This window comes from Marinobacter pelagius (genome assembly GCF_003315345.1).
GTDB classification, from domain to species: Bacteria; Pseudomonadota; Gammaproteobacteria; order Pseudomonadales; family Oleiphilaceae; genus Marinobacter; species Marinobacter pelagius_A.
This window is the reverse complement of record NZ_QNRO01000004.1, coordinates 67254-94082: the sequence shown is the minus strand read 5'-3', so window position 1 is coordinate 94082 and position 26829 is coordinate 67254. Positions and strand designations below refer to the sequence as shown.

General features: G+C 60.5%; 22 protein-coding genes and 1 riboswitch. Of the genes, 14 read left to right on the top strand and 8 right to left on the bottom strand.

Annotation, left to right across the window (positions count from 1 at the left end):
• Positions 1 to 204 precede the first annotated feature (204 nt).
• From DET50_RS05470 to DET50_RS05450, 5 genes are all read left to right on the top strand, one after another.
• Entirely contained in the window at positions 205 to 2298 is a 2094-nt protein-coding gene (locus DET50_RS05470; protein ID WP_113861868.1) for a 3-hydroxyacyl-CoA dehydrogenase NAD-binding domain-containing protein, read from the top strand.
• A gap of 188 nt (positions 2299 to 2486) precedes the next feature.
• Positions 2487 to 3671 (top strand): acetyl-CoA C-acyltransferase, encoded by a 1185-nt coding sequence (locus DET50_RS05465; protein ID WP_113861867.1) that lies wholly within the window; start codon positions 2487 to 2489, stop codon positions 3669 to 3671.
• Positions 3672 to 3688: 17 nt separating this feature from the next.
• A complete protein-coding gene (locus DET50_RS05460) occupies positions 3689 to 5491 on the top strand; it encodes an acyl-CoA dehydrogenase (protein WP_113861866.1) in 1803 nt (600 codons plus the stop codon).
• Between the two features lie 170 nt (positions 5492 to 5661).
• Positions 5662 to 6768, top strand: a complete 1107-nt coding sequence (locus DET50_RS05455) for a zinc-binding dehydrogenase (protein ID WP_113861865.1) — start codon at positions 5662 to 5664, stop codon at positions 6766 to 6768.
• Positions 6769 to 6778: 10 nt separating this feature from the next.
• Positions 6779 to 8194, top strand: coding sequence for an aldehyde dehydrogenase family protein (locus tag DET50_RS05450; protein WP_113861864.1), 1416 nt, complete (start codon positions 6779 to 6781; stop codon positions 8192 to 8194).
• Positions 8195 to 8319: 125 nt separating this feature from the next.
• Here the strand turns inward: DET50_RS05450 and DET50_RS05445 are convergent, their stop codons facing one another.
• Complete coding sequence (locus tag DET50_RS05445) at positions 8320 to 8901, bottom strand: QsdR family transcriptional regulator (protein ID WP_113861863.1); 582 nt, start codon at positions 8899 to 8901, stop codon at positions 8320 to 8322.
• A gap of 55 nt (positions 8902 to 8956) precedes the next feature.
• On the opposite strand from DET50_RS05445, the gene DET50_RS05440 reads away from it, so the two are divergent.
• The 4 genes from DET50_RS05440 (at position 8957) to msrB (ending at position 13475) form a co-directional block, all read left to right on the top strand.
• Positions 8957 to 9937 (top strand): NAD(P)H-dependent flavin oxidoreductase, encoded by a 981-nt coding sequence (locus tag DET50_RS05440; RefSeq protein WP_113861862.1) that lies wholly within the window; start codon positions 8957 to 8959, stop codon positions 9935 to 9937.
• A gap of 79 nt (positions 9938 to 10016) precedes the next feature.
• Positions 10017 to 10718, top strand: a complete 702-nt coding sequence (locus tag DET50_RS05435) for a response regulator transcription factor (protein ID WP_113861861.1) — start codon at positions 10017 to 10019, stop codon at positions 10716 to 10718.
• A gap of 3 nt (positions 10719 to 10721) precedes the next feature.
• Entirely contained in the window at positions 10722 to 12203 is a 1482-nt protein-coding gene (locus DET50_RS05430; protein ID WP_113861860.1) for a sensor histidine kinase, read from the top strand.
• 105 nt (positions 12204 to 12308) lie between these two features.
• Complete coding sequence (gene msrB / locus DET50_RS05425; RefSeq protein ID WP_113861859.1) at positions 12309 to 13475, top strand: peptide-methionine (R)-S-oxide reductase MsrB; 1167 nt, start codon at positions 12309 to 12311, stop codon at positions 13473 to 13475.
• 8 nt (positions 13476 to 13483) lie between these two features.
• Here the strand turns inward: msrB and DET50_RS05420 are convergent, their stop codons facing one another.
• Together DET50_RS05420 and DET50_RS05415 are read right to left on the bottom strand one after the other, a co-directional pair.
• Entirely contained in the window at positions 13484 to 14212 is a 729-nt protein-coding gene (locus tag DET50_RS05420) for a 3'-5' exonuclease (protein WP_113861858.1), read from the bottom strand.
• Positions 14202 to 16079 (bottom strand): DUF294 nucleotidyltransferase-like domain-containing protein, encoded by a 1878-nt coding sequence (locus tag DET50_RS05415; RefSeq protein ID WP_113861857.1) that lies wholly within the window; start codon positions 16077 to 16079, stop codon positions 14202 to 14204. Before DET50_RS05415 ends, DET50_RS05420 begins: the two co-directional genes overlap by 11 nt.
• A gap of 130 nt (positions 16080 to 16209) precedes the next feature.
• A riboswitch (cobalamin riboswitch) is annotated at positions 16210 to 16432 on the top strand.
• Positions 16433 to 16562: 130 nt separating this feature from the next.
• On the opposite strand from DET50_RS05415, the gene DET50_RS05410 reads away from it, so the two are divergent.
• From DET50_RS05410 to DET50_RS05390, 5 genes are read left to right on the top strand one after another with little or no spacing between them, the layout of a single operon-like run.
• On the top strand, positions 16563 to 18365 hold the full coding sequence (locus tag DET50_RS05410; protein ID WP_113861856.1) for a TonB-dependent receptor domain-containing protein: 1803 nt from the start codon (positions 16563 to 16565) through the stop codon (positions 18363 to 18365).
• Positions 18366 to 18396: 31 nt separating this feature from the next.
• Positions 18397 to 19287, top strand: a complete 891-nt coding sequence (locus DET50_RS05405; protein ID WP_113861855.1) for a cobalamin-binding protein — start codon at positions 18397 to 18399, stop codon at positions 19285 to 19287.
• Between the two features lie 46 nt (positions 19288 to 19333).
• Complete coding sequence (locus tag DET50_RS05400; protein WP_113861978.1) at positions 19334 to 20248, top strand: FecCD family ABC transporter permease; 915 nt, start codon at positions 19334 to 19336, stop codon at positions 20246 to 20248.
• Positions 20248 to 21018, top strand: a complete 771-nt coding sequence (locus DET50_RS05395; protein WP_113861854.1) for an ABC transporter ATP-binding protein — start codon at positions 20248 to 20250, stop codon at positions 21016 to 21018. The genes DET50_RS05400 and DET50_RS05395 overlap by 1 nt, the downstream gene beginning before the upstream one ends.
• Before the next feature lie 29 nt (positions 21019 to 21047).
• Positions 21048 to 21734: a DNA-3-methyladenine glycosylase I gene (locus DET50_RS05390; protein WP_113861853.1), complete on the top strand. Its 687-nt coding sequence runs from the start codon at positions 21048 to 21050 to the stop codon at positions 21732 to 21734.
• A 7-nt stretch (positions 21735 to 21741) separates the two neighbouring features.
• On the opposite strand, the gene DET50_RS05385 is transcribed toward DET50_RS05390, so the two are convergent.
• The 5 genes from DET50_RS05385 to DET50_RS05365 are packed head-to-tail and all read right to left on the bottom strand — an operon-like array spanning position 21742 to position 26818.
• On the bottom strand, positions 21742 to 23190 hold the full coding sequence (locus DET50_RS05385; RefSeq protein ID WP_113861852.1) for an ATP-binding protein: 1449 nt from the start codon (positions 23188 to 23190) through the stop codon (positions 21742 to 21744).
• Entirely contained in the window at positions 23181 to 23867 is a 687-nt protein-coding gene (locus tag DET50_RS05380; protein ID WP_113861851.1) for a response regulator transcription factor, read from the bottom strand. Before DET50_RS05380 ends, DET50_RS05385 begins: the two co-directional genes overlap by 10 nt.
• 47 nt (positions 23868 to 23914) lie before the next feature.
• Positions 23915 to 25429, bottom strand: a complete 1515-nt coding sequence (locus DET50_RS05375) for an ArnT family glycosyltransferase (RefSeq protein ID WP_113861850.1) — start codon at positions 25427 to 25429, stop codon at positions 23915 to 23917.
• Positions 25426 to 26418 (bottom strand): glycosyltransferase family 2 protein, encoded by a 993-nt coding sequence (locus DET50_RS05370; RefSeq protein WP_113861849.1) that lies wholly within the window; start codon positions 26416 to 26418, stop codon positions 25426 to 25428. The genes DET50_RS05375 and DET50_RS05370 overlap by 4 nt, the downstream gene beginning before the upstream one ends.
• Positions 26405 to 26818 carry a GtrA family protein gene (locus tag DET50_RS05365; RefSeq protein WP_113861848.1) on the bottom strand — a complete coding sequence of 138 codons (414 nt, stop codon included), beginning with the start codon at positions 26816 to 26818 and terminating at the stop codon, positions 26405 to 26407. The genes DET50_RS05370 and DET50_RS05365 overlap by 14 nt, the downstream gene beginning before the upstream one ends.
• Between the last annotated feature and the right edge of the window lie 11 nt (positions 26819 to 26829).

Genomic DNA, 26829 nt, shown 5'->3' with positions numbered 1-26829 from the left:
CGGATGAATTCCGACAGCGAATGGCTGAATGCTTGATCTGGTTACCTCCACGAGTTGTGGAGGTAACCCGAACCGCAGAAGAAATTCTGCGGTTTTTTTGTGTCTGTAGTTTAATGGACGGTTGAAACCAACCAGAAACTTGTATTAAATCGTACGCATGTTTCGCTAGTTAAAATGTCATTTCAATTAAGGCGAGGAGAGAATATGTCTGAGGTCGTTAGCTATAACCGGGAAGGCAGTGTCGGCGTTATTACCGTGAATTATCCGCCGGTCAATGCCCTCGGCCACGCTGTTCGCTCGGGTCTGCTTGCAGCCCTGGAGCAAGGCCAGAAGGACACAGACGCCAAGGTACTGCTACTGGTGTGCGAAGGTCGCACCTTTATTGCCGGCGCCGACATCCGGGAATTCGGCAAGCCGATGCAGGAGCCGTCGTTGCCGAACGTCGTCAATACTTTTGAAAACAGTGACAAGCCCCTGATTGCAGCAATTCACGGCACCGCGCTGGGTGGTGGTCTGGAAACCGCGTTGAGCTGCCACTATCGGGTGGCCCTGAGCAGCGCCAAAGTGGGCCTGCCGGAAGTGAAGCTCGGCCTGTTGCCGGGGGCTGGTGGTACCCAGCGGCTGCCGCGCCTGACCGGTGCCCAGAAGGCGCTGGAAATGATTACCACCGGTGAGTTCGTCGGTGCCAAGGACGCCCTGGCCCTGGGTATTGTCGATGCCGTGGAAGAGGGCGACGACATCCGTGCCGTGGGCCTGGCGTTTGCCCGGAAGATCGCGGATGAAGGCAAGCCGGTACGCCGGGTGCGTGACATCACCGACAAGATCGATGCGGAAAAGGGCAGCGATGTCTTCGACCAGTTCCGCGAAGGTTTGAAAAAGCGCGCTCGCGGCCTGTTCTCCCCGTTCAAGTGTGTCGATGCCGTGGAAGCCGCGTTTAACCTGCCGTTCGAGGAAGGCATGAATCGTGAGCGTGAACTGTTCATGGAGTGCATGGAATCGCCCCAGCGCGCGGGCCTGATTCACTCGTTCTTTGGCGAGCGTGAAGCCTCCAAGGTCAAGGGTCTGCCCAAGGACACCCCGGTCCGTGACGTGAAGAGCGTCGGTATCATTGGCGCCGGCACCATGGGTGGCGGCATCGCCATGAACTTTGCCAACGTGGGCATTCCGGTCACCATCGTCGAGGTGAAACAGGAGGCGCTCGATAAGGGTCTTGCGATCATCCGCCGTAACTATGAGAACTCTGCGAAGAAGGGCAAGCTGACCCAGGAGCAGGTGGAGCAGCGCATGGCCCTGATTACTCCGAGCTTGACCTACGACGATTTCCGGGATGTTGACCTGGTGATCGAGGCGGTGTTCGAGAACATGGCCATCAAGAAGGAGATCTTTGCCAAGCTGGATGAAGTCTGCAAGCCGGGCGCCATTCTGGCTTCCAACACCTCCACCCTGGACATCGACGAGATCGCTTCCGCCACCAAGCGTCCGGAAGACGTGGTGGGCATGCACTTCTTCAGCCCGGCCAACGTCATGAAGCTGCTGGAAAACGTGCGTGGCACCAAGACCTCCGATGAAGTGAAGGCCACGGTCATGGCGGTCGCCAAGAAGATCAAGAAAGTGGGCGTCATGGTCGGCAACTGCTACGGCTTTGTCGGTAACCGGATGCTGCACAAGCGCGGCACCGAGGGCATGTCACTGGTGGACGAAGGCGCCACTCCGCAGCAGGTGGACAAGGTCCTGACCGACCTGGGCTTCCCCATGGGCCAGTTCGCCATGTCGGATCTGGCCGGTATCGACGTGGGTTACCGCATCCGTGAAGAGCGCCGCAAGGCCGGTGAGGATATCCCGGCCAGCTGGATGGACAAGCTGGCGGAGCAGGGCCGTCTTGGCCAGAAGACCCAGGCGGGCGTCTATAAATATGAAGAAGGCAGCCGGAAGCCGATTCCTGATCCTGAGGTGGAGCAGCTGATCGAGGAGTTCCGTAAGGAGCAGGGTATTACCCCGCGCGCGATCAGCGACCAGGAAATTCTCGAGCGCTGCATGTACGTGATGATCAACGAAGGCGCCAAGATCCTGGAAGAGGGCATTGCCGACCGTCCTATCGACATCGACATCGTCTGGATCTACGGCTACGGCTTCCCGGCCTACCGCGGCGGCCCCATGTTCTGGGCCGATCAGGAAGGTCTGGACAATATTCTTGCCGCTGTGAAGAAGTACCAGGACACCGTCGGTGGTGAGCAGTGGCAGCCGGCGGCGTTGCTGGAGAAGTTGGTCAGCGAAGGGAAGAAATTCGGCGACCTTTGATCTGACTGCGGGGTGGGGCTGAAGACGGGGTCAGAAGAAAGCTTTCTTCTGACCCCAGGTTCACGGCCCCGCCCCGGAGTCTCATGAAAACGGGGTCAGATGAAAGCTTTCATCTGACCCTACCTTCACCCAAACTCCGGGGTCAGAAGAACGCGTTCTTCTGACCCCTCCTTCAAGGGAACACAATCATGTCCGAAGCAGTCATCGTCTCCACCGCCCGCACCGGCCTTGGTAAATCCTACCGGGGCTCCCTGAACAACACCCACAGCGTGGACATGGCCGGCCATGTCATCAAGCATGCGGTCGAGCGAGCCGGCATTGATCCGGCCATTGTTGAAGATGTCATCATGGGTGCTGCTTTCCAGGAAGGTGCCCAGGGCCGGAACATTGCCCGCCTGGCGGCCATTCGCGCCGGCCTTCCGGTGACCACCGCCGGTTTTTCCATTAACCGTTTCTGCAGTTCCGGTTTGCAGTCCATTGCCCTTGCCGCCCAGCGCGTTGTGTCCGAGAAGGTGCCGGCGATGGTCGCGGGGGGCGTCGAGTCCATCTCGCTGGTGCAGAACGACAAGATCAACAGTTTTCATGCCACCAATGACTGGCTGATGAAGCACAAGCCTGAGCTGTACCTGTCGATGATCGAGACGGCGGATATTGTGGCCAAGCGCTACAACGTCAGCCGCGAGTCCCAGGACGAGTACTCCCTGATCTCCCAGCAGCGTACAGCGGCCGCCCAGCAAGCCGGCAAGTTCGACGATGAAATCGTGCCGTTCGACACCACCATGCTGGTCAAGGACAAGGAAACCGGCGAGGTTAGCGAAAAGCAGGTGACCCTGGACCGTGACGAGTGCAACCGTCCGAACACAACCCTCGAAGGCCTTGCTGGCCTGGAACCCGTGCGTGGGCCGGACCAGTTCATCACCGCCGGTAACGCCAGCCAGCTGTCTGATGGTGCGTCGGTGTGTACCGTCATGAACAGCACCTACGCCGAGAAGCACAACATCGAGCCCATGGGGATCTTCCGTGGTTTCGCCGTGGCCGGCTGCGAGCCCGATGAGATGGGCATTGGTCCGGTTTTCGCCATTCCCCGTCTGCTTGAGCGTGCCGGCCTGAAAATGGACGATATTGACCTGTGGGAACTCAATGAGGCGTTTGCATCCCAGGTGGTGTATTGCCGTGACCGCCTGGGCATTCCCATGGAGAAGCTGAACGTGAATGGTGGTTCCATCTCCATTGGTCATCCTTTCGGTGTTACCGGCTCTCGTCAGACCGGCCATGCCCTGATCGAAGGTAAGCGTCGCGGTGCCAAGTACGTGGTAATCACCATGTGCATCGGTGGCGGCCAGGGTGCTGCCGGTCTGTTTGAAGTGGTGTAATCCGGGGGAGCGTCGCCATGCAGCAGAAAATCATCAACACCCGGGATCTGGCGTTCCAGCTCTATGAGCTGCACGACGTGGAGCAGGTGCTGCGGTTTGAACGGTACTCGGAGCATAATCGCGAGACCCTGCAGGCGGCGCTGGACCTGGCCCTGAAGGTGGCGGCGGAGGAATTTGCGCCGCACGCCCGCTTGGTGGACGAGGAAGAACCCACCTTTGAAAACGGCCGAGTAGAGATGCGACCGGAAGTCCGCAAGGCTCTGGATGTGCTCAAGGGTACCGGCCTGATGGCAGCCAGCCAGGATTACGAACGGGGCGGCATGCAGCTGCCGGCAGCGGTGGCGCAGATGTGCGTTGGTTTGCTGAAGGGCGCCAATGTGGGTACCCAGGGCTACGCCGGCCTGACCATTGCGGCCGCCAACCTGATCCTGGCTCACGGCAGCGAGGAGCAGAAGAGCCGCTACGCCGACCAGATGCTCGCGGGCCGGTTCTTCGGCACCATGTGCCTGACCGAGCCCCACGCGGGCTCGTCTCTCGGCGATCTTCGTACCCGTGCCGAGCCCCAGGCCGACGGCAGCTACCGGCTGTTCGGCAACAAGATCTACATCTCCGGCGGTGATCACGAGCTGAGCGAGAACATCATCCACATGGTGCTCGCCCGCTTGCCGGATGCACCACCGGGCGTGAAGGGCATTTCCCTGTTCCTGGTGCCGAAAATCCTGGTGAACGAGGATGGCTCACTGGGCCAGCGCAACGATGTGGCCCTGGCAGGTCTCATTCACAAGATGGGCTATCGCGGCACCACCTCCACCATGCTCAACTTCGGCGAGCAGGATGGGGCTGTTGGCTACCTGGTGGGCAAGCCACACCAGGGCCTCGCCGCCATGTTCCATATGATGAACGAGGCCCGGATCGGGGTTGGCCTGGGTTCAGTGATGCTGGGGTACACCGGCTACCTGCATGCCCTGGAGTACGCTCGGGAGCGGCGGCAGGGTCGCCCGATTGGTGAGAAAGACCCGCAAAGTCCGCAGGTGCCGCTGATCCGCCACGCCGATATCCGGCGCATGCTGCTGGCCCAGAAGGCCTACGTGGAAGGTGGCCTGGCGCTGTGCCTGCAGGGCGCGATGCTGGTGGACGAGAAGAAGTTTGCGGAAACCGGCGAGCAGCGTGAGCTGGCTGCCGGCCTGCTGGACCTGCTGACGCCCGTCATCAAGTCCTGGCCATCCCGCTATTGCCTGGAAGCCAACAGCCTGGCCATCCAGGTGCACGGCGGGTACGGCTACACCCGGGAGTACCCGGTGGAGCAGTTCTACCGGGATAACCGGCTCAACCCCATTCACGAGGGCACCCACGGCATTCAGGGTCTGGACCTGCTGGGCAGGAAGGTCTCCATGGCGGATGGCCGGTTTTACCAGGAGCTGATGAATCGCATCGAAGCAACCATTGGTGAGGCTCGAGCGCATTCGCGACTGGCATCCAGCGCCGAACGCCTTGAGCAGGCTGTAAAGGCAATTGATGCCGCAACCAAGGTCATCAATACCGTCAAAGCCAATGGCGACAAGGAAAAAGCGCTGGCCAATGCCACCCTGTACCTGGATGCCTTAGGGCAAGTGGTGGTGGGTTGGCTGTGGCTGCGGCAGGGATTGAAGGCCTTAAAAGGCCTGGAAAGCTCGGATGGGCAGGACGATGCCTTCTATGAGGGTAAGCTCAGGGCCTGCGAGTATTTTTCCCGGTATGAACTGCCGGGTGTGGTGAATGTGGCCGAGCTTTTGGAGGCGGTCGACGAGACTGCATTGAGCATGGTTGAGGACGCGTTCTGAGGCCTGAAGACGGGGTCAGAAGAAGGTGTTCTTCAGACCCCAGTGGTTGACGTTAAATCCGGGGTCAGATGAAAGCCTTCATCTGACCCCATCTTCACCTTCACCAACCCCACCGGGGTCTGATGAACGCTTTCATCTGACCCCTCCTTAAACAAAAAAGGGGAACAACAATGGACAGACAAGCCAAAGCCGTGGTCTGCCGGGAATGGGGCCAGCCCGTTCAGGTCGAGACCATCACCGTCGAAGGCCCCAAGCGGGGTGAGATCACCATCAAGATTGCGGCCTGTGGTGTGTGCCACAGTGATCTGTCCGCCACCACTGGCAAGATCCCCTATCCGCCGCCCCTGGTACTGGGCCATGAGGCTGCGGGCGTTGTGGTGGAAGTGGGAGAAGGGGTGACCCAATTCCAGGAGGGTGACCACGTGGTCAGCTCCTTCATTTCCATGTGTGGCAAGTGCCGGCAGTGTGTCCGGGGTCGCCCGGTGTTGTGTGAGAACGCCCGCAAGGCCATGTTCACCCTGCCGGATGGCACCGTGCGCACCAAGGGCGCCGATGGTGAGTCGCTGAACGTGTTCGGGGCCTGCGGTGTGATGGCGGAATACGCCACCATGCATGTGGATAATTGTGTGAAAGTGGATGACACCGTGCCCATGCAGAACGCCGCCCTGGTCGGGTGTGCGGTGATGACCGGCGTTGGTGCCGTGTTCAACACCGCGAAACTGGAACCCGGTTCCCGGGCCGCAGTGTTCGGGATCGGCGGCGTGGGTCTGAATGCCATCCAGGGCTGTGCCACTGCCGGCGCCGAGATGATCGTGGCGGTGGACAGCAACCCGAAGAAGCTGGAGATGGCCCGGGAATTTGGTGCCACGCATACGGTCAACATCAACGAGGTGGACGACGCAGCCAAGGCGGTTAAGAAACTCACCGGCGGTGTGGACTACGCCTTTGAATGTGTGGGCGCCGGCCCGGTCGTCGAGCAGGCCTACAAGTGTCTCGGTCGCGGTGGTACCGCCGTGGTAGTGGGGGTTGCCGATCCAAAGGACAAGACGTCACTGACCACCCTGACGCTGCCCGCCGATGAACGCACCCTGAAAGGCAGCTGGCTCGGCTCGGCCCGGCCGCAACACGATTTCCCCAGGATCCTGGGGCTTTACAAGGCCGGTAAACTCAAGTTGGATGAACTGATTACCCGGACCTACCCCATTGAAGAGGCTGCCCAGGCTTTCGATGATATGGTGGCCGGTAAGAACGCCCGTGGCGTGATCGTATTTGATTGAGGGGGAGAACATGAACGAATTGAGCAAGAATTACATCAACGGTCAGTGGGTTGATTGGAGCGGCGAGCTGATCGATGTCCATGAGGCCGGCACCGGTGACGTCATTGCCCGCGTACCCGCTTCCGGTCGTGAAGAAATGGAGCAGGCCATCGCCGCAGCGGATGCCGCGTTCGAGAGCTGGTCTGAAAGCACCCTGGAGCAACGCCTGAAAGTGCTGGAACAGCTGCACGCGGGGCTGAAGGAGCGGGCGCCGGAGATTGCCGAGACCGTGAGCCGGGAAGTGGGCATGCCGATCAAGCTGGCTACCCCCATCCAGGCAGGCATGCCGGCGGCCGTCACCAAGACCTACCTGAAACTGCTGCCGGATTTCCCGTTCACCGAACAGTCCGGCAACTCTGAGGTGCAACACGCACCGGTGGGTGTGGTCGGCTGTATCACTCCCTGGAACTACCCGCTGCACCAGGTGATCCTGAAGATCGTCCCTGCAATCGCGGCTGGTTGCACCGTGGTGCTCAAACCTTCGGAAATCGCCCCCCAGACCGCTTATATCCTGGCGGAAATCCTGGACGGTACCGATCTGCCCAAGGGTGTATTCAACATGGTGTGCGGTCTGGGCCAGACCGTGGGTGATACCCTGATCAAGCATCCGGACGTGCGCATGGTGTCCTTCACCGGCTCCACCCGTACCGGCCACCTGATTGCCCATGCTGCGGCCGATGATTTCAAGCGCATTGCCCTGGAGATGGGCGGCAAGTCCGCATCGATCATTCTGCCGGACGCCGACCTCGCCGGTGCGGTCAAGGGCACCGTGAACAACTGCCTGCTCAACTCCGGCCAGACCTGTACCGCCCTGACCCGCATGCTGGTCCCGGCGGACAAGCACGATGAGGCCTGTGAACTGGCGGCAGCTGCTGTGGCCAAGATGACCCCGGGCAACCCCCTCGAGGAAACCACCCGCCTGGGTCCGCTGTCTTCTGCCCAGCAGCGTGACCGGGTGATCGATTACATCAAGCTCGGCATCGAGGAAGGTGCCACCCTGGTGGCTGGTGGACCGGAAGCACCGGAAGGCTGTGACAAGGGCTACTTCGTCAAGGCCACCGTGTTTGGCAACGTCCGGCCGGACAGCCGCATTGCCCAGGAAGAGATCTTCGGCCCGGTACTGAGCATCATTCCGTATAACGACGAGGCCGAAGCGATCCGTATTGCCAATGGCACACCGTATGGTCTGTCCGGTGCGGTCTGGTCCGCCGATGATGCTCATGCCAAGCAGGTGGCTGGCAAGCTGCGCACCGGTCAGGTGACCGTCAATGGTGGTGCCTTCAACGCCCTGGCACCGTTCGGCGGTTTCGGCCATTCCGGCCTGGGCCGGGAGTTCGGCAAGTGGGGCCTGGAGGAATTTCTGGAGGTGCGGTCGCTGCAGCTGTGAGGCGGAGTGGGCGCTGAACCCGGGGATTGAACAAGGGGTCAGATGAAAGCGTTCATCAGACCCCGACTTCACGCAGAACCCGGGGCGGGCCCGGGGTCTGAAGAAAGCCTTCTTCTGACCCCTTCTTAGGCCTTGCCCCCAAGCAGAATCCTTACCGCCGTACAGGCATCCTCCAGCTCTTCCTCCCGGGGCTCGCGCCCGCCGATGATGTCGCTGTAGAGGCAGGATTCCGCGAGGCGGACCATGAAGTAGGACAGGCTGTCCACGCTCATGGGCGGGTTGATCTTGCCTTGTGCGATCTGGTCCTTGAGGGTGCGGGTGTTCGCTTCCACTGTCCGGGCGTGCAGGGTGGACTGGGACGAAGTGAGGATTCTCAGCGCGTACTCCGGGTCCTGGTTGATAAACCGCCTTAACGGCTCGAAGTGCAGGATCGTGGAATTGATTTTCCGGTAGACGCCAACAATGTAATCGACCCCCTCACCGGGGGTAGTGGCGAGAGCTTCCAGGCGCAGTGGTTCGTACAGGGACCACAGCACTTCACCGATCAGTAGGTCCTTGTTGCCCACCCACCGGAACAGGGTGGCCCGGCCGATATGGAGTTCGTCCGACAGGGATGCCAGGTGGATACGCTCGCCCTTGAGCCACATGCGCCGGGCCCGTTTGAACGCGTCGGCCGGTGTCGCTTTGGTTGTTGTTCTGGCTGTCACTGGAACCTCTTATGCAAATTCGATTTCATTCTAACGACAAAAAGAGAACGCTGCTATGAAGACCAGAATTACTGAACTGTTCGGCATTGAGCACCCCATCATCCAGGGTGGCATGCACTGGGTGGGTTATGCCGAACTGGCAGCGGCGGTATCCAATGCCGGTGGCCTGGGTATCCTGACGGCCCTGACCCAGCCGACACCCGAAGATCTGGCACGGGAGATTGCCCGTTGCCGGGAAATGACGGACAAGCCCTTTGGCGTCAATCTCACGTTTCTGCCGTCGTTCAAGGAACCGCCCTATCCGGAATACATCCAGGCGATCATCGACGGTGGCGTAAAGATCGTGGAAACTGCCGGCCGTAGCCCGGAAAAATACATGGAGCAGCTGAAAAGTGCCGGTATCAAGGTGATTCACAAGTGCACCTCGGTGCGCCACGCCCTGAAGGCCCAGCGCATCGGCTGTGACGCGGTCAGCGTTGACGGCTTTGAATGCGCCGGGCACCCGGGCGAGGACGATATTCCCAATTTCATCCTGCTGCCCCGGGCGGCGGAGGAGCTGACCATTCCCTTCGTGGCCTCCGGTGGCATGGCCGATGGCCGCAGCCTGGTGGCGGCCATGGCGCTGGGCGCGGAGGGCATGAACATGGGGACCCGCTTCCTGGCCACCCGGGAAGCCCCGATCCACGAGCGGGTGAAACAGACCATCGTCGACTCGGACGAACTGCAGACCCGGCTGATCATGCGGCCGCTCCGGAACACCGAGCGGGTCCTGCGCAACCGGGCCGTGGATGAAATCATCCGCATCGAAGCCGAGAAGGGCAACGACACCAAGATCGACGATATCCGCCATCTGGTGACCGGCGCCAAGGGCAAGCTGGTACTGCATGAGGGGCGCATGGACGAGGCGGCCTGGAGTTGCGGCATGGTGGCCGGACTGATCCACGATGTTCCCAGCTGCGACGAACTGATCGACCGGATCATGACCGAAGCCCATGCCATTGTTCGAGAGCGACTGGCAGGCTTTCTGGAGAATTGAGGTCGCCAGTCTCTGCGTGAAGGTTTTGTGAATTCTTGGCGCTACACTGGTATCCATGGAGTGAAAGGACCAGGCCGAGATGACACGAACCGTACTGATCATTGAGGATAACCCCGGTATCGGCGAGCTAGTGCGTATGCAGGTGACCGACCTGGGCATGCGGGCCATTCTTGTCGGCCGGGGCGACGAGGGACTGGAGCGTTTCCGCCAGGGCGGGATAGATCTTGTGATCCTGGATCTGATGCTCCCCGGGATGGACGGGCTCGCGGTATGCCGGGAAATCCGGTCTGGCGCCGGGTATGTCCCGGTATTGATGCTCACGGCCAAGAGTTCCGAGCTGGACCGGGTCCTGGGCCTTGAGATGGGGGCGGATGATTATCTGACCAAGCCATTCAGCGTGGCGGAACTGGCGGCCCGCATCAAGGCCCTGTTCCGGCGCGTCGATGCCATGTCCGTGGGAACGTCAGAACAACCCGAGGCGGAGGAGCTGGTTATCGAGGAGCTTTGTATTGATCCGGTGCGACACCGCGTCTTTGTCCGGGGCCGGGAAGTTGACCTGACCGCCAGGGAATTTGATCTGCTCTGGCATTTTGCCCGCCACCGGGGCCGGGTATTCAGCCGCGCCCAGCTGCTGGATGCAGTCTGGGGGTACAATCATGAAGGCTACGAGCATACCGTAAACACCCACATCAATCGGCTCCGGAACAAGATCGAGGCCGATCCCGCCCAGCCCCGTTACATTCAGACGGTGTGGGGTGTCGGTTACCGGTTTATGGACTGATCCATGGCCCTGTCACTGTTCCGCACACTTTACGCCCGGCTGGCGCTGGGTCTGTTTCTGCTGCTGGTCATTGTTGGCGGCCTGTTCACGGTCCTTAGCCTTTATTCCGTTCGCGAGTACACCGCAGCGGTCAATCAGGAACTTAATCGCGACCTGGCCCGCAATCTGGTTGCCGACCGTAATCTGGTGACTGATGGTCAGCTCGACCAGGAAGCTCTGAAAGAACTGTTCGACCTGTACATGACCATCAATCCCGGCATCGAGATCTACCTGCTCGGCCCGGATGGCCGGATTCTTTCCTACTCCGCCGACCCCAACAAGATCAAGCGCAATCGCGTGTCACTAGAGCCGATCCGGGCTTTGCTGGCGCACCCCGACGCGTTTCCACTGCCGGGTGATGACCCTCGCAGTCACGATCGCCGCAAGGTATTTTCGGTAACCACCGTGCCCTTTGAGAATGATCGTTCGGGTTATCTGTATGTGGTGCTCCGGGGCGAGGAATATGACCTTGCCGAGAGCATGGTCCATAGCAATCAGTTGCTGCAGATGGGGGCGGGTGCGCTGGCAATCAGTCTGGTCGTTGGTCTGCTGGCAGGGTTGGTGTTTTTCCACTTGCTGACCCGGAGACTGTCCCGGTTGACCGAACGGGTGGAAAACTTCGAAATAAACGGCGAGGTTCTGGTTACGGAGAACAGGGAAACCATAGTCTCCGCCGGGGACGACATCGATTACCTGGCGGCACGGTTTGAACACATGGCCAGCCGTATCGCTGCCCAGGTCGACCTGCTGAAAGAAAAGGATCACCAGCGTCGCCAGATGGTGGCTCAGGTCTCCCACGACCTGCGCACGCCACTGGCGTCAATTCAGGGCTATCTGGAGACCCTGAAGATGAAACAGGCGGATCTGGAGCCTTTGGAGCGAGCCCGTTTCCTAGACGTGGCACTGGCGGAAACCTGGCGACTGGGCCGGCTGGTGGAAGAATTGTTCGAGTTGGCGGCGCTTGAAGCGCGGGAGAAACAGCCGTCGCCGGAACCCTTCATGATGGCTGAACTGGTGCATGATGTGGTCCAGAAACATCAGCCCGAGTCGGAGCGTACCTCGGTACGGCTTCGAATTACCCATGCTGACGGGGTCATGGCGCTGGCAGACATTGCCATGACTGAGCGTGTCCTAGACAATCTGATTAGTAACGCCATCGCCCACGCCCCTTCCAACAGCGACGTTGCCCTGGCTGTTCGTCAGGACGGCGATGCCGTAATGCTGACGGTCGCGGATGCCGGTACCGGCATCCACCCGCAAGATCGAACCCACCTGTTCGAGCCTTTCTACCAGGGTACCGGGGCAGTAAATGCCGGTCATGCGGGCCTGGGCCTGGCCATCGCCCGTCGTATGGTGGAACTTCAAAAGGGCCGCATCGACGTCCGTAACCTTGAGCCAACCGGTGCCGAGTTTCAGGTCTGGTTGCCGGCTGCCGAAACCAGGTAATGCCTCGAAAATCCACGCTGTTATAGATTCGTAATACTCTGTGAACGATTTCGTGAAGTCACAGGTTTAGCCTGACAGCATGGCTTCAATCACAGGAGAAACACCATGAAACGCAGGATCTCAGGTTTTGCCCTCGTGCTGTCCCTGGTTGTGGCAGGGGGGGCTTACACGTCTCTTGCCTCAGCAGACAAGCACGATACCGAGTTTGCCCCCGACGATCCGGACCTGGCTGTGGCCACGTTTGCCGGCGGCTGCTTCTGGTGTGTGGAGGCGGGCTACGAGAAAGTGCCCGGGGTGGTGGAGGCCGTCTCCGGTTACGCCGGCGGCAGTGTCGAGAATCCCACCTATGAGCAGGTATCTTCTGGCAGCACCGGTCACACCGAGGCGGTGCAGGTCTACTACGATCCGGATGAGATGACCTACGAGGGGCTGTTGCAGGGCCTGTGGCGGATGATGGATCCCACCGACGCCAATGGCCAGTTCGTCGATCGGGGCAAACAGTACCGGCCAGCGATCTTCTACCACAATGACGAGCAGAAGCGTCTGGCCGAGGCCGCCAAGCAGGAACTGGAGGCTTCGGGTATCTATGACAAGCCGGTGGTGATTGAAATCGTCCCGTTGGAAACCTTCTATCCGGCAGAGAAGTATCACCAGGACTATTACAAGAAAAACCCGCTGCGCTACAAATTCTATACCTTCAACTCCGGCCGCTATCAGTTCATCGAGAAGGTCTATGGCGAGAATTATGAGCTGGATTTCTCGAAGTTCCGGCCCGCAGCAGCCATGGAACCGGATACCAAGGGCAAAGGCTTTGACCCGCAAACCTTTGAGAAGCCCGATCAGGAAACCCTGAAAAAGCGCCTCACGGATATCCAGTACGAGGTTACCCAGCAAGACGGAACCGAAAGGGCCTTTAACAATCCCTACTGGGATAATAAGCAGCCGGGACTGTATGTCGATATTGTGTCCGGGGAGCCGTTGTTCTCATCCCGGGACAAGTACAAATCGGGTACTGGCTGGCCCAGTTTCACCAGGCCCATTCACGAGGATGCGGTGGTGGAAAAGGAGGATAGGACACTGTGGATGACCCGCACCGAGATCCGTAGCCGGTATGCCGACTCGCACCTGGGGCATGTCTTCAATGACGGACCGGCTCCCACCGGACTGCGTTATTGCATGAACTCAGCGGCGCTTCGCTTCATTCCCCTGGAGCAGATGGAGGCTGAAGGCTACGGGGACTATTTTGACGAAGTCACCGGCGGTAACGCCTGATGGTGTGGTCAGAGCCACAGGTCCTTGACCGGCGTGTTCGGTCCGAAATGGTGGTGAATCTGGGCCTGTAGAAGCTCTGCGGTGCCAATGGCATCAATCAGCGCATTGTGGGAGGCGTAATGGGGCAGTCCGTAGCGCTGACGGCTGTCAGCCAGCCGGATCGATACCGGCTTCTTCCCCAGCAACCGTTGCCAGCGGGTCGGTCGCCGGTCCGGGTGCAGGTGAGCCTCGATGGCCATGGTATCGATGACCGGAAAGCGGATGCCTTCGCCCAGCCGCCACTGTAGTGCCACATTGAGAAACGGCCGCTCGATGTCCCGGTAATGGACCACCGGGATGCGGCCATTCAGGTAGCTGAACAGCTTGTCCAATACCTCGTTGAGGTCCGGGGCCTTGTCGATGTCGGAGTGGGTGATGCCATGCACTTCGATGGAGGTCTGATGCAGGGGCAGTTGCGGGCGCACCACCTGGTGCCAGCAACGGCCCAGTTGGATCCCGCCCAGGGTAAAGGGCACCAGCCCGACACTGACGATGGAGTGTTCGTTCGGATCAAGTCCCGTGGTCTCGAAATCCAGCGCCACCAGGGGAACGTCCGACATCGGCATGTCCGGGTCGACGCAGCCGGCTTCGTAGAAGGCCTTGAGCAATGGTGACTTTGCCTGTTGGGCGAGCTCCCGGTACTGCTCCGGCCAGGTGGGTTTCGGGGTGTTCGACTGGCCTTCCGGATTACTGGGCATTGCGACCTACCTGGGCGTTGTAGCGGAAACGCAGGAACTTCTGGGCGTTGCTGACCACCTGGAAGGCGTCCTTCAGGTGACTGCGTTCGAACGGTGACAGGTCCTCGGGTCGCACGTTATTGTCGGGCTTCCGGCCATCCTCGATGGCCAGGGCCTGATGCCGGATACGAACGATGGAGATGAACTCGAGGGCATCCCGCAGGTTGCCGAGATCATCTTCCAAGAGCAGCTTGGTCTGGCCGATGACCTTGAGACGTTCGAACGAGTTCTGGGCCCGGGATCCGCAGGCCAGGGCATGGACCCGGATCAGGTCGGACAGCGGTGCAGTGCCTCGCCGTTTCAGGTTGAAAGTCTTGCGGTGTTGACCGTCCTCCTCCAGAACGAAGGTGCGGAAAAAGCCGAGAGGCGGCGTGCGGTTCAGGGCATTGCGCGCCAACAGGGTGAGGAAGCGCTGGCTGTGGCTGGCCTTCTCCGCCACCAGCGCTTTCAGTTCTTCTGCGAACCCGGTGTTGCCGTGGATGCCGTCCAGGTCAAAGAAGATATTGCTGTTCAGCAGCGCTTCGGCCTTGGGGTTCTCGATCCAGTCGGTGAAATAGCCCTTCCACACCCGCAGCGGCTGACGCCACTTCGGGTTGGTGGCCATGATCTCGCCGGTACAGTACGTGTAGCCGCACTCTGCGAGGCCGTCGCTGACAAACTTCGCCAGCGCCAGGAAATATTCGTCGTGTTCTTCGGGCACGAAGCTGTCGTCCAGGATCATGGCATTGTCCTGGTCGGTCACCACCAGCTGCTCGTCCCGGGCCATGGAGCCCAATGCCATGAAGCAGTAAGGTATCGGCGGTGGCCCCAGTTTTTCCTCGCCGAGTTCCAGCAGCCGCTGGGTGAAGCTCCGGCCGATGCCGGCCATGGCGCTGCCGATCATGTGGGAGTTGGCGTCCTCGTTCACCATGCGCACAAAGGTATCCGGCACATCCCGGCTGATTTTCTTCAGGCCTTTGACGTCATTCTGGTGATAGATATTGCTGACCAGGTACAGGCTGCTCTGGCTCTCGTATTTCACGATGTCAGATAGCGCAATCACGCCCCGCACCTCGTCTTTATCCATGACCGGCAGGTGATGCACGTTGTTGTGCAGCATCATGAGCATGGCTTCGAATATGTAGGCGCTGGCGCGAATGGTGATGAGACCCTCGGACATGATGTCACTGATGGGAGTTTCCGAGGGGAGGGCTTCGGTAACGGCCCGGGTCCGCAGGTCCCGGTCGGTGATGATGCCCTTGAGTATGGGGTGTTCGCCGCTCTCGTCCATCAGCAGCAGCGCGGAAACACCCTGGTCGGTCATGATCCGGGCCGCCTCCTGCAGCCGAACCGTGCAAGGCGCCGAGACCGGAGTGCGGGCAATCAGCCGGGTGACCTTGGAGGTCATCAGGTCGTTGGACTTCTCCCGCCGGGACAGCGCCGAGCGCAGGCGGCTCCGGTCCTCGGTCTCGACAAAGTCGGCGAAGCCGTCATCGTTCTCGAACAGGTACTGGAATGTGGCCTCGGGGATCCGGTAGACGAGGGTATCTTCGAGCGCCTTGGCGGGAAAACGCACGGTCTTGTTCATTAACAGGCCGAACTGGCCAAAGATGTCACCTTCGCCGATCCGGTTATAGAGTTCACCAGAGCGCCGGAAAATCTCCACGGCGCCGCTGCGAATGTAGTAGAGCCAGGTGTTGTCCTGTCCGAATTCCAGAATCTGGGTGCCGGCACGGAAATACTCCACTTCAACGCCACCGACCACCTGATCCATCAGTTCTTCCGGCATTTCATCGAACGGAGGATACTGGGCCATGTGGTTCCGGATATCAATGAGTTCCGCCTGCATATTGCTCCCTGGTGCGCCCTGGATGAAGTCTGAAAGTTATTGTTAATCAAGGACTATAGCAACCGGCAGAGGAGCTGGCCACGACAGCCTTTGATAGATTTCGTTGACCACTTTGCGGAGGGTTGCTAGCCTTGCCGCACTTTTTTCAGGTGTCCGTCGCGAAGCGCGACGGGTGAAACGGGAAATCGGTGAGCCTGGTTCGCCAGGGCAATTCCGATGCTGCCCCCGCAACGGTAAGCAGGAAAACGGCAATCAAATGCGCCACTGTGCCTCTGGCATGGGAAGGTGATTGTCCGGGAACCACTTGGGTTCCGCCTGCAAGCCCGGAGACCGGCCTGGAAAAACACCAGGAGTTGCGGTGGGCGGCTTGGGTGGGCGAATTCCGGTAGCTCCAGTCCCAATCCGTCTCCGCCTGCCCCATGTCTTTTCCGCAACCGAAACCTGATTCCCGTGCGGGTGCGCGCGGTTTGCGGAGAAAACCCTATGTTGAAGTTTCCTTTTCCTGTCGTGGTGGCCGGTGTGTCCATCGCTGCATTGCCAATGGCGGTTTCCGCCCAGTCCTCGGACGATGAGGCGCTTGATCCGATTGTGGTGACTGCCACAGTGGGGCCTGAAACCATTGGTGAAGGCCTGTCTTCTGTCGCTGAAATCAGTGAGCGAGAGATCGATAAGTGGCAACCACTGGAGTTCCAGGATGTACTGGCTTCCCAGCCGGGCATTGCGATATCCGGTAATGGTGCGCTGGGAAAACAGACTACGGTTTTTATTCGGGGCCATGAATCCGATGCCACGGTGCTCCTGGTAAACGGGATTCGCATCCGATCAGCAACAACCGGTTCTCCTGCCTGGCAGTTTCTGCCCCCCCAGCTGATCAGCCGAGTGGAGATTGTCCGGGGGAGCAGCAGCAGTTTGTATGGCTCGGATGCCATGGGTGGCGTTGTTCAGGCCTTTACGATGCCCGAGAGTGAAGGAACCCGGGGTTGGGTGGAGACCAGTGCTGGCAATCTGGATACGCAAAACTATTCGGCGGGCTTTTCTTCCATAGATGACCACAGCGCGCTGAATGTCGGGGTTAACCGCTTTCGCACAGAAGGCGCTCCAGTTATCGAAGGAGGTGAGGATAAGCCCTACGACAGTAATTCGGGGACTTTTAGCGCCAGCCATGAATTCACCAATGGTATTCGCACCAATGTCACATATCTTGGTGCCGAGGGCTCCGCAGAGTATGAGGGTGGTTACAACGACTTTGTGCTTCAAGTCGCCGGGGTTGGAGTTGACGTCCCGGTTACGGAGAACTGGCGCACATCGCTGAAATTTTCGGACGCGAGGGATGTCCTTGACGATTACGGTGCTTTTCCCTTTGAGGTCACGACCAAAACCCGCACATCCCGTATTGAAAACTGGCTGACTGCAGGGGTACACGAGTTCGTTGTCGGTGCCGAGACCATGACCGACCAGGTTGAAGCTTCGACCAATTATGTCGAGACGAGCCGGGCCAATGATGCCTTATTTGGCCAGGCCCTTCTGACCTTCGGGCCATCGGACCTGCATCTGAGCGCAAGACGTGATGACAACGAAGCCTATGGAACTCATGAAACCTGGGGTGTCGCATATGGCTACCAATTTGATTCCCATCACCGTATTCGGTTGAGTTCGGGAACTGCTTTCAAGGCGCCGACATTCAACGACCTTTATTACCCTTTCGGGTTCGGTAATCCCGATCTCGCACCCGAGGAGTCGATTAGTTTTGAAGCTGGCCTGGAAGGTAACTACCAGAACTGGTTTTGGGATGCAGCGATTTATCACAGCGAGGTCGACAACCTGATTGTTTATGACAGTCAGGCTGGGAAGCCACTCAACGTAGAGAAGGCCCGGCTAAAGGGTATGGAGCTTCTGGTTGGATGGCAACGGGATGGCTGGCGCACGAAAGCAGTAGCCAGCCTGGGTGACTTCGTCAATCGGGAGGATGGCTCTCAACTGATTCGCCGTCCCGAGCAGAGCATTCGAGTTGATGTTGATAAGGACTTTGGTCGCTGGTATGCAGGAACGAGTGTCCGGGCTGAGAGCCACCGGTTTGATGAAGTGTTCAGTCGTATCCGGATCCCCGGCTATGCTGTCTGGAATGTGCGAGCAGGTATAAGTTTCGACGGAGGTTGGCAGATCTCGGCTTCCATCGACAATGTGCTGGATAATGAGTATGCGCTGGCTCAGTACGACGGCAGCCGTAATTACATCAGTGCAGGACGAACGGCGTTACTTTCCGTTCGATACGACTTTGTTCGGTAACGGCTTTCTCGGCTCGGGGACTTGACGATCAATGCGTATACGCAAAGCTGTAATTAGTCTTCTTGCGTCGCTTTTTCTGGTGCCCGGGGGTTTATCTGCGGCGCAGGTGTGCTCCGAGGATGCTCTTGATCGGAACGTCTGCCTGCCTGAGCCGGCCGAGCGCGTCGTTTCTCTCTCTCCGGGCGCCACGGAACTGCTGTTCTCCGCCGGTGCCGGCGACTCGGTGGTCGCCGTCAGTGCCTGGAGCGATTATCCGCCGCCGGCGGCGGAGCTGCCGCAGGTGGGCGACAGCAATCGCCTCGACCTCGAAGCCATCGTCAGCCTGAAGCCGGATCTGGTGGTGGCCTGGATCGACGGCAATTCCCGGGCCCAGCTGGACCGGCTTGCCAAGCTGGGTGTACCGGTGTTCTGGCTCGCCCCCCGGGAGTTCGAGGACATCGCCCGGGCCGTGGAAAGCCTGGGCCGGCTGACCGGCCATACGCCGGTTGCCGAGCGCGCAGCGGCGGAGTTCCGGCAAGGTATTTCCACGCTGCAGGCAACCTACCGGGACTCAGCTTCGGTGCGGGTGTTCTACCAGGTCTGGGACCAGCCGCTGATGACCATCAACGGCGACGAGCTGATCAGCAAGGCCATTGCTCTGTGCGGCGGCACCAATGTGTTTGCCGATCTGCCCAGGCTGGTACCCCGGATCTCCGTGGAAACGGTGCTGGCTACCGAGCCGGAGGTGATCGTCACCGCCGGTCGCGGTGACTCCGATCGCGGTTGGCTGGCAAGCTGGCAGAGATTTCCATCTGTTACTGCCGTGGCCCGCGATAATCTCTACCTTGTGTCCCCGTCGCTTCTGCAACGTCCCACCTTCCGCATGCTGGAAGGTGCCCGGGAGTTATGTGGCATCCTGGAGCAGGCTCGTGCCCGTCTCTGATCTTTTCCGGCCGCTGGCCGCGCTGGCACTGGTGGCGCTGGCCGCCATGCTGGTTTCGGTGAGCGTCGGCAGTGCCGATCTTGGCATCGGGGATACCCTGTCGGTGCTGGTCGGTGGCGGCAGTGAGCTACACCGGACGTTGATTCTGGATCTCCGGCTGCCACGAACCCTCAGCGCTTTTGCCACTGGCGGCCTGCTGGCGGTGGCCGGTGCCCTGATGCAGGTGTTGCTCCGTAATCCCCTGGCCGATCCCTACGTGCTCGGCCTCTCCGGTGGCGCCGCCGTGGGCGCGTTACTGGCCATGCTGGCCGGAGCAGCCGGATTCCTCATTTCAGGGTCTGCCTTTGCCGGCGCCATGCTGGCAACCCTGCTGGTGTTTGGCCTGGCCCATGGCAGCGGCAGCTGGACACCATCACGGTTGTTGCTCACCGGCGTGGTGGTGGCCGCCGGCTGGGGCGCGATGATTACCCTGATCCTGGCCATGTCACCGGCGAGTCGTTTGCCGGGTATGCTGTACTGGCTGATGGGGGATCTGTCCCATGCCGGCCAACCCTGGCCGGGCCTGGCGGTGCTGGTTCTGGTCTGCCTGTTGGTGTTTCCCTTGGGCCGAAGCCTCAACGTTCTGGCCCGGGGATCCTTGCAGGCGGCGGCCCTCGGGGTGTCGGTCCGGTCGCTGGAGTGGCTGATCTATCTGGTTGCCAGCCTGCTGACCGCCACCGCCGTGACCATGGCCGGGGCGGTCGGTTTTGTCGGGTTGGTGGTGCCGCACATGCTCCGGTTGGCGCTGGGTAATGACCAGCGGATGATATTGCCGGCCTGTGCGCTGGCGGGCGGCACATTGTTGGTGCTGGCGGACACCCTGGCCCGGGTGGTGATTGCCCCGGAGCAGTTGCCGGTGGGTGTGATCACCGCCCTGATTGGCGTTCCCACCTTTCTGTATCTGCTGTACCGGAGCCGGTAATGACTGCGCTGACCACCGACAACCTCATCATCGATATCCCCGGCCGCGCCCCGGGATCTCCCCTGAACCTGGAGGTCCAGCCCGGTCAGGTCTGGGGCGTGCTGGGTCCCAACGGCGTGGGCAAGACAACGTTGCTGCATACGCTGGCGGGACTGCGGGCGCCCCACCGTGGCGAGGTCCTGCTGGATGGCCGGGCTTTGGGTTCGTTGAAACGGAAGTCGGTATCACAGCAGCTGGGCCTGGTGTTCCAGGACCGGCAGGATGGCTTCCCGGCGACAGTACTGGAGACCGCCCTGATCGGCCGCCACCCCTGGTTGTCTTCCTGGCAAATGGAAAGCGGCGAGGACATCGCGATTGCCGAACGGGCATTGCAGGCACTGGATGTCGGGCACCTTCGGGACCGGCTGGTCAGTACCCTGTCCGGTGGTGAGCGCCAGCGTGTTGCCATTGCCACCCTGATGACCCAGGCGCCCGATATATGGCTGCTGGACGAACCGAGTAACCACCTGGACCTGCATCATCAGGTGGCGGTGATGCGCCTGCTTTCCGGGCATGCCGAAGCGGGCCGGGCGGTGTTCATGTGCCTGCATGACCTGAACCTGGCCGCCCGCTGGTGCGATCATCTGCTGTTGATGTATCCCTCCGGTGAGGCATGCTGGGGACCGGCCCGGGAAATGCTGGTACCGTCGGCGCTGGAGAGCCTGTATAACCAGACCCTGATGACTGTCGAAGTCGACGGCGCCCCGGTGTTCGTGCCGGTTCGTTCCTGACCATCATTTCCCCGTTGAGTGTGACAACAATGAGTACCGCAAAGATTCCGCCATTCTCGGAGTTCCATGACCAGGCACTGATGCGCAAGGGTGGTGAACAGGCCCTGAAGGCACGGTTGCCGAAACTGCCGGGGCCGGGTGTGCTGGAAGCCACCGGTGATGATCGCTACCTGTCCGAGGTGACCCGGTGCGTGTTCAAGGCCGGCTTTGTCTGGCGGGTTATCGAGAACAAATGGCCGGACTTTGAAGCGGCGTTTCATGGCTTTGTGCCGGCCTACTGGCAGCAGGTGCCGCCGGAAGTACTGGAGGAGCTGGCCGCCGATGATCGCATCGTGCGCAACATGCAGAAAATCCGGACCGTGCCGGAGAATGCAAGGATGATCATGGACGCCGCGCGGGATCACGGCAGCTTCGGCAACTTCCTGGCTCAATGGCCCCAGGACGATCAGGTCGGTTTGCTCATATGGCTCAAACGCAACGGTGCCCGTCTGGGTGGTAATACCGCCCAGTACTTTCTCCGACGGGTCGGCTGGGATGGCTTCATCCTGTCCCGGGATGTGGTCACGGCACTGACCCGCGCCGGTATCCTCGATGCCTCACCAACCAGCAAGAAAGGTCTGACCCAGGTTCAGGAAGCGTTCAACCGGTGGCACCGGGAGACCGGTCTGCCGGTGAGTCATCTGTCCCGGATTGTCTCGTTTACGGTGGACAACTGACCCTCAATCAACGGCTGGCCAACGGCCTTTGATCCCGGAACCCCGTATCTTCAGAGGCAGATTTTGCCGGCAGCCAGATATTGACGCACAGGCCCGTTTTTCCGTCCGGCCGGTCGCTCAGGGTCAGTTGGCCGCCATGGAGCTCGGCAATGCGGCGGGCAATGGCCAGCCCCAGCCCCGCGCCGCCACCAAGCCGCTGGTCCAGCCGGACAAACCGGCTGAGGGCGCGCTCCCGCTCTTCCGGCGGAATGCCCGGTCCCTGGTCACAAACCGCGATATGAAAGCCGTTGCCAGAGGGCGTGAGGCGGGTGGTAATGGTGGTGTGTTCGGGACTGTACTGGATCGCATTGGCGAGCAGTGAACGCATCAGACTGTTGATCAGGGCGCTGTGGCAGGACACCATCGCCAGCACACACTCATTATCCAGCTCCGGCTCGATCTGCTTTTTCAGCGCCAGTGGTGCCACGTCGGCGATGCTCTGCTCCACAATTTCGGCCAGGTTGCGGTCCTCCGGCACGAAGTCGGTACCGGCGTCGACCCGGCTCAGCAATAACATCTGTTCCACCAGGTGCACCATCCGGTCAACGGCGGCGGTGAGTTCGTCGAATTCACCCGGGTGACGTTCGGCCTGTCTTTCAAGGTTCAGACGCAGAGCCGCCAATGGGGTGCGCAGTTCATGGGCGGCATCGGCGGAGAACCTCCGTTCCCGCTCCAGGGCCTGGTTCAGCCGCTTCAGGAGCCCATTGACTGCCTGAACCAGACCGACCACTTCCCGGGGCGCTTGACGGTCATCGAGGGGATGGATGCGCTCGGGGGCCATGTTGCGCACCGGTTTTTCCAGCCGGCGCAGGGGGCGGAAGCTGAACTGAATGGCTGAAATGGCGGCCAGCACCATCAGTGGCAGCGCCAACAAGAGGGGCAGGACATTGCCGAGGGCGAGTTCCTGGCTCAGTTCCTGACGGATGTCCTCGCGCTGGGCGGTACGGATCCAGAATCCGGTTGCCGGATCCTTTAGTGTGAAGGTGCGCCAGCGATGACCGGAGGACTCGACCCAGGCGTAACCGGGATCCAGGCCCAGGCTGTCGTCTGCAGTCAGGGTATCAAGCAACGGATTGCCCTGTTGTGACCAGACTTCAAAGGCAATTTTTTTCTCGTATTTGTGCCCGATCCCGCCAGGCAGGATCTCGTCATTATCGCTGTCCAGCTCGGCGTCGGGAACGCCGTTGTCAGGTAGCCGGAGCGTTTCTTCCAGAATCGACGAGAGTTGATCGAGGGATTGGGTATCCGCCAGATGCTGAACCAGACCCTGCACGATTCGGGTGCTTTGAGCCAGTTCCGCGTCAAACAGTTCCTCCAGTTCGTGATCGCTTTCCAGATAACTCCATCCCGCGGCCACCAGCGCGATGAACAGCACGGTGGTGGTGATCAACAACGTCAGGGTACGGGTCAGGGACATTGAGCTTCTCCCGCCGCCTGGCTGTCGAGCAGGTAGCCGACGCCGCGCACGGTGCGGATGGTCGCTTTGCCAACCCGGCGTCGGAGGTGATGGATATGGACTTCCAGGGCGTTGCTCTCTGCACCTTGCTCCCAACCGTACAATTGCTCCTCAAGCCGTCGTCGTGTGGCAACCTGATCCGGATGGCGCATCAGGTAGTGCAGGATCTGGAATTCGCTGCGGGGCAGGGTGACGCTGTCTCCGTCAATAGCGAGGTGTCCGGTGTCCGGGTTCAGGGTCAGACGGCCAACACGGAGCCCGGCGGATGAGCTGTCAGTCCGCCCCCGGCGGGTGACGGCCCGGATGCGTGCCTTCAGCTCTGCCATCGCAAAAGGCTTGGTCAGGTAGTCGTCAGCACCGGCATCCAGCCCCTGCAGCTTCTCGGTGAGGTCGGCCCGGGCGGTGAGGATAATAATCGGCGTCTGGTTGCCCCGTTGCCGGGTACGCCGGACGATATCGAGACCATCCACCCGTGGCAGGGTCAGGTCCAGTATGGCCAGATCGAAATGCTCCTCGGCCAGGGCGTTGAGTGCCTGCTGGCCATCATCCAGCCAGTCCACGGTGTCCTGGTCTTCCCGCAGCATGTCCAGCATGGTGCGGGCAAGCGGGTGGTCATCTTCTACCAGCAGTATGCGCATCGAACAGAATCCGTTTCGAAAAAAGGTTCAGAAGAGTGTAAAGGATCTCAGCTGCTTTGCCGCTCTTTCCTGATGGAATCCGAGTCCGCAGTCCGGGACGGAGCCGGCGCCAGACGGAACACGGTATAGCGGCTACTGTGGTCAATGGCTTCCGCCTCTGTCTCCAGGGTCTTGATCACGGGGTTGTTCCGGTTGTCCACCGCGAGCAAAACCGGCCTGACTCCGGCGCCTTCAGAAAGCCGGCGTTCGAGGGCCTCGCGAGTCATGGTCCGGATCTCGCCGTGACTGTAGAAACGGGCCGAAAAGGGCGCTTTGTCCAGGTAAAACAGATCATCGGGCGAAACGCCGGGCAGGGCATCCACCCGTGCGATCAGCTCCCTCTCGGTTTTAAGCTGGTCCGGATTGAGGGCATACCAGCTGCCGGTTGCAGTCCCTACTACGGGTACCAGCAGTACTGCCGCGAGGGCATATCTTTGCACGGATTGCCTGCCTGTACCGTTGAAAAGGGCGGATGTCAGGATGGCCAGGAATGGCAGGCCCGGCAGAACATAGGTCCACAGGATGTTGCCGGAAAAGGTGAAAAACACCACCGGTGTCAGGGCCGCTGCCAGGATCAGGCCGCTGAGACCGCGACGCTGCGGCTGCCATGTATTGTCTGGCCGGGCTCCGCGCCGGCGGGAGAGCCCCCAGCCGACCAGCGCGATGACGCCCCAGGGGAAGCTGGCAAGGATCAGGTAGAGCCAGATAGTGCCACGAGTAAAGTCATGGGCGTTGCCGTACAGGTCGCCCTGCCAGTCACTGACGAGAAAGCGCTTGAGGTGTTCCCCGACGATGAAGTAATCCAGGAACCCGGGTGTTTTCAGCTCCGCCAGGATGTACCAGGGCAGGGCCAGCAGGAGCATGAGCAGGGTCCCGCGAACCCAGGGCAGGCTTGACCACAGGACCTGCCACTGGCGGGTCAGAGCGACCCAGACGAATACCGGAGCACCGGTCAGTATCAGGGTCAGTGGGCCTTTTGCCAGCAGGCCCAGGGCCAGACCGATAAAAAAGGCCCAAGCCCAGAGTTCCCCGCCGCCCTGTATCCGGATGATCAGGCTGGCAATCACCAGGGTGGTGGCCAGTACCAGGAAGGAATCGGTCATTACGGTCCCGGCACTGAGGAATCCGAGTGCGGTGGTGCTATAGATGATAGCGGCCCACAGGCCGTTGACCCGCGCCGCATCGGTAACGGATGCGGCGTGCAGCGATCTGGTCGTGGCATATACCAGGTAGATGACTCCGGCGTTGGCGAGCCAGGAGGGCAGCCGGCCGGCAAATTCAGTGACTCCGAACAGCTGGAAGGACAGTGCCTGGGTCCAGAACGACAGGGGTGGTTTGCCCCAGAAGGGCACACCATAATCGAACCAGGGGGTAATCCAGTCACCGGTCTCTGCCATGATCCGGGCGATTTCCGCGTACCGTGGTTCGGTGGTATCGGCAAAGGGCAGTATGGCTGTGAGTCCCAGCCGGATGGCCAGCACGGTGATCAGCAGCCACAGAAGGGTGTTGATGGTTCTGGTCATTGTCCGTTGCTCTCCCCCGCCACTCTCAGCGTTGGTTGATAATCCCGGATCCGGTCGTCACTGTCCTCCGCGAGGATGAAGACCGGTCGTTGCTTGGTTTCCATGTAGATGCGGCCCACGTATTCACCAAGCAATCCGACGCACAGCAGTTGCACCCCGGATAGAAAGGTGACGACGGCGATCATGGAGGCATAACCAGGGGTGGAGATGCCAAGCACCAGTGCTTTCAGTACCTCCCAGGTGCCGAACAGGCCGCCGGCGCCCGCAGCCAGCAGACCCAGGACCAGTGCAATGCGCAGCGGGCGCGTGGAAAACGAGGTGATACCCTCCATCGCCAGGTGCACCAGTTTCAGGTAATTCCATTTGGTTTTACCCGCCAGACGCGGGTCACGGTCGAACTCCAGGGTGACGGTGGGCATGCCAACCCAAGCGAACATGCCTTTGAGGTAGCGATTGCGCTCCGGCAGCTGGTTCAAGGCGTCCACGGTGCGCCGGCTCATCAGCCGGAAATCCCCGGTGTCCACGGGAATGGGGGCGTCACTGATACGATTGATCAGTCGGTAGAACAAGGACGCGGTCGCGCGCTTGAGCCAGCTCTCTCCGGCCCGGGAACGTCGTTTCATCAGGACAACGTCGGTGCCTTTGCGCCACTGCGCCACCATGTCCGGGATCAGCTCGGGTGGGTCCTGCAGGTCGGCGTCCATCAGAATCACGGCGTCGCCTTTCGCATGGGTCAGTCCGGCGGTTACCGCTGCCTCCTTGCCAAAATTGCGGGAAAGCTGAAGCACCCTGATATCCGGGTACCGTCGCCGTGCCTGCAATAGCAGTGCGACTGAGTTGTCGCGGCTACCATCGTCCACGAAAAGCAACTCCGTGGTCATTTCCAGCTTGCGGAACACCAGCACGAGGCGGTTCAGCAGCGTCGGAATGACATCGGCTTCGTTGTGAACCGGCACCACAACACTGAGCTGCGGATTAGTGGATGTCATCGGTTGATTCCCCCTGGAAAACAAACTTCTCGGCAAGCAGGTAATTGGCAGCGGTCGCAGTAGCTGTGGCGATAGCCTGGGAAACCAGGACTGCGCCTGTTACGGCGTAGATGGCCGAAAAACCTGCCAGGTTAAGGCTCCATCCCAGGCCGGCACTGGCCAGATAGCGTGAAAACGCCCTCCGGTGAGGCAGCCGGGACTGAAAGGTGTAGTGGTACTGGGCCAGGTAATTGATGACCAGTCCGGCCGTGGCACCGGTCGCGGTGGCGACCCGGGCGTCGGTACCTGACTGGATCAGCATCAACATCGTCAGCCAGTGCACCAAGGTCGCGAAGCCGCCTCCGGCCAGAAACCGGAGCGGCCTCTGCCATCGATCTGTCTGCGGTTTGGCTGGCTTCATAGTGCGTTAGA